Below are 6,852 nucleotides of genomic sequence, written 5' to 3' on the forward strand. Positions count from 1 at the left end.
CATCGGGGGAGGCGGCGAACCCCTGCGACTCGACTACCTGAGCGGCACCGTGCTGGCGGAGGCCAGCGACGAGGAGGCTCCCTGGCGGCAGGCCCTGGAGGAGCAGCTGCGCCAGCAGCGGCCCACGGAGGAGCGGCTGGGCCAGTGCCAGGTGGGTCCGCACCGGGACGAGGTGGCCCTGGTGATCGGCGGCCAGGCCGCGCGGCGCTACGGCTCCGCCGGCCAGCAGCGCACCCTGGTGCTGGCCCTGAAGCTGGGGGAACTGGAGCTGGTGGGCCAGGTGGTGGGTCAGCCGCCGCTGCTGCTGCTCGACGACGTGCTGGCCGAACTCGACCCGGGGCGCCAGCAGCTGCTGCTGGAGGCGGTGGGGGACGGCCACCAGTGCCTGGTGAGCGCCACCCACCTGGAGGCCTTCAGCACGGGCTGGAGGGCCCGCAGCCAGGTGGTGGAACTGCGCAGCGGCGCGCTGGTGGCCTGAGGCCCGAACCCCCTGCTGCCGCAGGCAGCCTGGCGAACCTCGGTTCCGCGCTCCGGCACGTATGGTGAGGCCTGTTTGACCGGATTCGATGAACCAGACCCTTTCCAGCCTGCATCCCAACCCGGGATGGAAGCCCGCCGCCTCCCCCGCCCACCCGATTGCACACCCCGTCTCCGCCCCTGGCGACACCACCGACGCGGTAGGGAAACACTGCATCCTCGAGCTCTACGACTGCGATTGCGCAAGGCTCGACGACGAAGCTTTCCTCAGGGACACCATCACGACAGCAGCCAGACGCGCTGGTGCCACCCTGCTCAACCTGATCACCCACCGCTTCGAACCCCAGGGCGTCACGGGCCTGGCCCTGCTGGCGGAATCCCACATCTCCATCCACACCTGGCCCGAATCGGGCTACGCGGCCGTGGACGTGTTCACCTGCGGTGACCACACCATGCCGGAGAGGGCCTGCCAGGTCCTGTGGGAGGAGCTGGGCGCCGGCCGCCACAAGCTCACCAGCTTCCGGCGCGAAACGCCCGAGGCCCTGGTCGACAGCCAGAGGGAGCCCCACCTCGCCAGCGCCTGAGCGCCGGTGAACCACAACCAGCCGCCGGGGAGCCTCTCTCCGGCGGCTTTGCCGTTTCCCTTCAGGGCAGCTCCGGCGCCAAGGCGCGGTTGAGCTTGCCGCTCACCAGCCCCTCGAGGTCGAGGGCCACAGCGGTGAACCCCATCGCCCGGAACGCCCCCACCAGCTCGGGGCGCAGCTCACCCTGGGCCAGACGCTCCAGCGCCGCCGGCAGTCCGGCCGCGGGGATCTCGATGCGGGCCGTCTCCCCCTGGCTGCGCACCCGTAGCTCGGGAAAGCCGCGCTGGCGCAGCCAGTCCTCGGCGGCGGCCACCCGGGCCAGCCGCGTGGCGCTGATCGGTTCGCCGTAGGGGAAGCGGGAGGCGAGACAGGGCTGGGCGGGCTTGTCCCACCAGGGCAGGCCGAGGGCCCGGGAGAGCTGGCGCACCCCCGCCTTGTCGATGCCGACCTCCGCCAGCGGTGAGCGCACGCCGAACTCCCGGGCGGCACGGATCCCGGGCCGGTGGTCGCCGAGGTCGTCGCGGTTGACCCCGTCCAGCACCTGGGCCCCCCGGGCGGCGGCGGCGATGGGGGCGAGCAGCCGGTGCAGCTCCCGTTTGCAGGCATAGCAGCGATCCTGGGGGTTGCTGCTGTAGGCGGGGTCGGCCAGCTCCGCGGTGGCCACTTCCTGGTGGCGCAGCCCCAGCCAGCGGGCCTGGTGGCTGGCCTCCCGGCGCAGATGGGGGGCCAGGGCCGGCGAGACGCCGGTGACCGCCAGGGCCCGCTCCCCCAGCCGGTCGCCGGCCAGGGCGGCCACCAGGGCGCTGTCCACACCGCCGGAGTAGGCCACCACCACCTGCGGCAAGGCGTCGAGCTGGTAGCAGAGGGCCTCCAGGCCCCGCTCCAGCGGGGCCGGCAGGGCTTCAAGCAGGCTGAGGTGGCGGGTGGCGGGCATGGCGTAGATCCTGGCAAGGCTCGGTAGCATCCGGGCCAGATGCCCGACGAAGCTCCCCGCCACCCGCCGATGACCCCCGCCGCCCGCAGCACCCAGACCCCGCAGCGCGGCACCGGGCGGGGCATCGGCATCCGCACCGCCGCCGGCAGCGACGAGCGCGCCCACGGCCAGCTGCACGTCTACGACGGCGAGGGCAAGGGCAAGAGTCAGGCGGCCCTGGGGGTGGTGCTGCGCACCATCGGGCTGGGCATCTGCGAACAGAAGCGCACCCGGGTGCTGCTGCTGCGGTTCCTCAAGGGTCCCGGCCGCGCTTACGACGAGGACAGCGCCATCGAGGCCCTGCAACAGGGCTTCCCCCACCTGATCGACCAGGTGCGCACCGGCCGGGGGGATTACTTCAGTGCCGCGGAAGCCACCCGCTTCGACCACCAGGAGGCCCAGCGGGGCTGGGACATCGCCAAGGGAGCGATCGCCAGCAACCTGTATTCGGTGGTGGTGCTCGACGAGCTCAACCCCGTCCTCGACCTGGGCCTGCTCGACACCGAGGAGGTGGTGCGCACCCTGGCCACCAAGCCGGCAGGGATGGAGATCATCTGCACGGGCCGGGGTGCACCGCGCCAGCTGGTGCAGCTGGCCGATCTGCACTCGGAGATGCGGGCCCACCGCGGACCCCAGCAGGGTCTGGAGGGCCTGGAGATCTACACCGGGGAAGGCAAGGGCAAGTCCACCAGCGCCCTGGGCAAGGGGCTGCAGGCCATCGGCCGGGGCATCAGCCAGGACAAGAGCCACCGGGTGCTGATCCTGCAGTGGCTCAAGGGCGGGGCGGGCTACACGGAGGACGCGGCCATCGCCGCCCTGCGGGAGAGCTACCCCCACCTGGTGGATCACCTGCGCTCGGGACGGGACGCGATCGTGTGGCGCGGACAGCAGCAGCCGATCGACTACGTGGAGGCGGAGAGGGCCTGGGAGATCGCCCGGGCCGCCATCGCCAGCGGCCTCTACAAGACCGTGATCCTCGACGAACTGAACCCAACGGTGGATCTGGAGCTGCTGCCGGTGGAGCCGATCGTCCAGACCCTGCTGCGCAAGCCCACCGAGACCGAGGTGATCATCACGGGCCGCTGCAAGAGCCGGCCGGCCTACTTCGACCTGGCCAGCGTCCACTCGGAGATGGTGTGCCACAAGCACTACGCCGAGCGAGGCGTCGACCTCAAGCGCGGCGTCGACTACTGAAGCGGCCGGTCAGGGATTCCCTGGACCATCGGCCTGATCGAGCCCCAGCATGTCGTCCTCGAGCATCTCCACCTCCTCCGAGGCGATGAAGCGCCCCAGCAGCAGGCCCACCAGCAGGGCCACGTAGAGGGTGCTGGCGACGCTGAGCAGGATCACGAAGCGCTCCCCCACCGCATTGGCGGGCAGCACATCGCCATAGCCGACCCCGGCGATGGTGACGAAGCTGAAATAGGTGAGCCGGTCGAGGAGCAGCTGATGGCTGGCGCCCTCCCCGAGGCTGAAGCTGCCGGGCACGAGCACCTGGGTGGCTGTGGCGAGCACACCGCCGGTGAGACCAAGATGCAGGTAACCCGCCGCGGCGCCGGCCATGACCTGCACGTTGACGCGCGGCACGCGGGCCAGCAGGCGCACCAACCGCATCGAGGTGATCAGGAAAAACAGGCTGAGCAGCACCATCTCCACGACCCGGAACAACCCGCCGGGCCAGGTGCCGGCGAACACCGGCACCCAGAGCCCCAGGCCGCCCGCCACTCCGACCGCGCGGAAGATCTCCTGGCGGAGGCGGGAGTAGGTCACCACGGCGATGACCGGCAGGGTCAGGATCGACTGCAGGATCAGCAGATTGAAGACCAGCGCCAGGAGCACGTTGGCCGGCCAGCCTCGCGTGGCCGTGATGGGCATCACCAGAATCGGAAGCAGGGCCGAGAGCAGAAGCGGCAAGAAGCGCTTCTCGAGCGCCATCAGGCGCCGGGCCTCGAGGCGGCGGCGCTCCAGCCACCGCTGTCTGGCGGGGGAGAGGGGATCAGTAGCGCGGAACGTCAGGGTCCACCTCCTGGCTCCAGGCGTCGATGCCCCCCTGCACGTTGACCCCCTCGATGCCGTGACGGCCGAGGGCGATCAGGGCCTTGGCGGAACGGCCGCCCAGCTTGCAGTGGACATAGAGCCGCTTGCCGCTGACGAGCTGCCGCACCTCCTCGATCGCCTCACCGCTCTCGATGCGATCGAGGGGCACCAACACGGCGCCGGGGATCACCGCGATCTCCGCTTCCGGGGGATTGCGGACATCCAGCAGCAGCAGGTCGTCCTCGGGGCCATCGAGCAGCATCCTGAGTTCGCCCACGCTGATGGTGGCCACGCTGCCGGCCTCCTCCTGGCCGGGGGCCGAACCGCCCACGCCGCAGAACTCCTGGTAATCGATCAGCCCCTCGATCACGGGGCGCTCCGGGTTGGGGCGCAGCTTCAGCTCCCGGAAGCTCATCTTGAGGGCATCGAAGAGCAGCAGGCGGCCGCTGAGGCTGGTGCCGATGCCGGTGATCAGCTTGACCGCCTCGGTGGCCTGGATCACGCCGATGATCCCCGGCAGCACCCCCACCACACCGCCTTCGGCGCAGGAGGGCACCATGCCCGGCGGCGGCGGCTCGGGGAACAGGTCCCGGTAGTTGGGGCCCCCCTCGAAGTTGAAGACCGTGGCCTGGCCCTCGAAGCGGAAGATGGAGCCGTAGACGTTGGGCTTGCCCAGCAGCACGCAGGCGTCGTTGACCAGGTAGCGGGTGGGGAAGTTGTCGGTGCCGTCGCAGACGATGTCGTAGCCGGCGATGATCTCGAGGGCGTTCTCACTGGTGAGGGCCGTTTCGTAGAGATCCACCTGGCAGTGGGGATTGATCTCGTGGATCCGGGCCTTGGCGGATTCGATCTTGGGCTTGCCCACCCAGCTGGTGCCGTGGATCACCTGGCGCTGCAGGTTGCTGTGATCCACCACGTCGAAGTCAACGATGCCCAGACGGCCCACACCGGCGGCGGCCAGATAGAGGAGCAGGGGGGAGCCGAGGCCGCCGGTGCCGACGCACAGCACCGAAGCCGCCTTGAGCCGCTTCTGCCCCTCCATGCCGATCTCCGGCAGGATCAGGTGGCGGGAGAAGCGCACCACCTCATCGGGGCTCAGCTGGACGGCGCTGGTGTCAGGAGGAAGCATGGCGGCGAAGGCCCACGTCGCTCGAATCGTCCATTCTCCACGCCAACCGCCGGGGAGGGCCCTGCTCCGGCATCCACCAGCAGGCCAGGGACCGCGGCGCGTCCCCCTCGGACCGCGATGCGGCGGGGCCATCGGCCTGCCCCAGGATCAGCATCAGGGTGGGGGCGAAGGCGAGGGAGCGATCCAGCGCCGAGGGCACCGGCGCCGAAAGCGGGTGGCTGTGGGCCGAGCCCAGGACCGTCAGCCCCCGTGCCCGGGCCCATGTCTGAGCCTGCAGCTGCTCGCGGGGATCGAGGGCGAAGCGGCGGCGACGCTCCGGCGGCGGCTCCCAGACGTTGAGGCAGGGCCAGACCTGTTCGATGTGCCAGGGGTCGCGGCGACCCAGCAGCAGGGCACAGCCCTCCTCGGGGTCGGCCGCCAGCAGGACGGCCTCCAGCACCGTCAGCGCCTGCCGACCGAGGCCCAGCTCCTCTGGCGTCTGTGGGGTCACACCGGTACGTTATGCATCATTCCGTCAGGAGACCTCTCCTTCCATGATCGACAGCACGACCGAAGTGAAGGAGACCATGCAGGACGACACCACCACCCCCGCCGCCGATGTCGATTTCACCGAGCGTTACAGCGAGGTGATCGGCAAGGTCAACGAAACCCTCGACAAGGTCGACTGGAGCCAGGTGGGTCGGATCGGCAAGGCCTCCGGCGTGCTGCTGGCGGTGATCGTGGCCCAGATCCTGATCAAGGGCGTGCTCGACACCATCAACCTGCTGCCGATCGTGCCGGGCCTGCTGGAACTGCTCGGCCTGGTGGTGGTGGGCAACTGGAGCTGGAACAACCTCACCACCGGTGAGAAGCGCTCGGCCGTGATGGCGAAGCTCCAGTCGCTGCGCAAGGAATACCTCAGCTGAACGCCGCGATCCTCGGCAACACCGGGGGCGTGGCGACGTCCCCGGACCCCGACTAGCCCCACCCCTGGCCCTCGCCGCGATCCAGCAGCGCATCCAGGCAGGCCTCGCTTTGTCCCACATAGCTGCCGCCGAACAGGTTGGCGTGGTTGAGCAGGTGATACAGGTTGTAGAGCTCGCGCCGGGAGCGGTGCCCTGACGGCAGGGGCCAGCTCTCCTGGTACCCCTCAAAGAACGCCTCGGGGAAGCCCCCGAACAGGCGCGCCATGGCCAGGTCCACCTCCCGGTCGCCCCGGTGGACCGCCGGATCGAAGATCACCCCCTGGCCATCGCTGGTGACGGCCGCGTTACCGCTCCAGAGATCACCGTGCACCAGGCAGGGCTCCGGACGATGCGTCCCCAGCCACTCGGCCGCGCGCTCCAGCAGCGTGGCGGCCCGCCGCAGGGGGTGGCCGCTGCTGGCCAGGTGCTCCAGCTGGGGAGCCAGCCGCCGTTCCACGAAGAACCGGCTCCAGTCCGCCTCCCAGCCGTTGCGCTGCGGGAACGAGCCGATGACATTGTCCCGGGGCCAGCCGAAGGCCTCCCCGGGACGATCCTCCGCCACGCACGTGCGGGTCAGGCTCTGGCGGTGCAGGGCCGCCAGCGCAGCACCCAGGCGGCGCCACTGCGGCTCATCGGCCGCAGAACGGCCGCGCGCCAGGTCGAACCAGGGGAGCACCAGCACGGCCGACGGTCCCGCCAGCCCGCAGG

The 6,852-nt window shown here is 70.5% G+C and carries 9 protein-coding genes; 4 read left to right on the plus strand and 5 right to left on the minus strand.

Annotated features, from left to right (window positions below):
• Window positions 1–478, plus strand: a 478-nt coding sequence (locus tag VB737_RS13615) for a DNA replication/repair protein RecF (RefSeq protein ID WP_500313730.1), incomplete at its 5' end; no start/stop codon positions are given.
• Between the two features lie 88 nt (window positions 479–566).
• The gene (gene speD / locus VB737_RS13620; protein ID WP_500313732.1) at window positions 567–1,061 is read left to right on the plus strand and encodes an adenosylmethionine decarboxylase; all 495 of its coding nucleotides are present in this window, start codon (window positions 567–569) and stop codon (window positions 1,059–1,061) included.
• Window positions 1,062–1,122: 61 nt separating this feature from the next.
• On the opposite strand, the gene larE is transcribed toward speD, so the two are convergent.
• A complete protein-coding gene (larE, locus tag VB737_RS13625) occupies window positions 1,123–1,995 on the minus strand; it encodes an ATP-dependent sacrificial sulfur transferase LarE (protein ID WP_500313734.1) in 873 nt (290 codons plus the stop codon).
• A gap of 69 nt (window positions 1,996–2,064) precedes the next feature.
• Between larE and VB737_RS13630 the strand changes: the two genes are divergently transcribed.
• Complete coding sequence (locus tag VB737_RS13630) at window positions 2,065–3,228, plus strand: cob(I)yrinic acid a,c-diamide adenosyltransferase (RefSeq protein WP_500313743.1); 1,164 nt, start codon at window positions 2,065–2,067, stop codon at window positions 3,226–3,228.
• 9 nt (window positions 3,229–3,237) lie between these two features.
• Here VB737_RS13630 and VB737_RS13635 read toward each other — a convergent pair whose 3' ends face one another.
• The 3 genes from VB737_RS13635 to VB737_RS13645 all read right to left on the minus strand — a co-directional run bounded on the left by VB737_RS13635 (window position 3,238) and on the right by VB737_RS13645 (window position 5,690).
• Window positions 3,238–3,948 (minus strand): ion channel, encoded by a 711-nt coding sequence (locus VB737_RS13635; protein ID WP_500313735.1) that lies wholly within the window; start codon window positions 3,946–3,948, stop codon window positions 3,238–3,240.
• Window positions 3,949–4,030: 82 nt separating this feature from the next.
• Window positions 4,031–5,200 (minus strand): molybdopterin-synthase adenylyltransferase MoeB, encoded by a 1,170-nt coding sequence (gene moeB, locus VB737_RS13640; protein ID WP_500313736.1) that lies wholly within the window; start codon window positions 5,198–5,200, stop codon window positions 4,031–4,033.
• Complete coding sequence (locus VB737_RS13645; protein WP_500313738.1) at window positions 5,187–5,690, minus strand: M67 family metallopeptidase; 504 nt, start codon at window positions 5,688–5,690, stop codon at window positions 5,187–5,189. The genes moeB and VB737_RS13645 overlap by 14 nt, the downstream gene beginning before the upstream one ends.
• 43 nt (window positions 5,691–5,733) lie before the next feature.
• On the opposite strand from VB737_RS13645, the gene VB737_RS13650 reads away from it, so the two are divergent.
• Window positions 5,734–6,105 carry a CAAD domain-containing protein gene (locus VB737_RS13650; protein WP_500313739.1) on the plus strand — a complete coding sequence of 124 codons (372 nt, stop codon included), beginning with the start codon at window positions 5,734–5,736 and terminating at the stop codon, window positions 6,103–6,105.
• Window positions 6,106–6,157: 52 nt separating this feature from the next.
• Here VB737_RS13650 and VB737_RS13655 read toward each other — a convergent pair.
• Window positions 6,158–6,852 (minus strand): fructosamine kinase family protein (locus VB737_RS13655; protein ID WP_500313741.1); only part of this gene is annotated, 695 nt, incomplete at its 5' end.

The sequence above is a fragment of the Synechococcus sp. BA-120 BA3 genome (assembly GCF_034931285.1).
Lineage (GTDB): Bacteria > Cyanobacteriota > Cyanobacteriia > PCC-6307 > Cyanobiaceae > Cyanobium.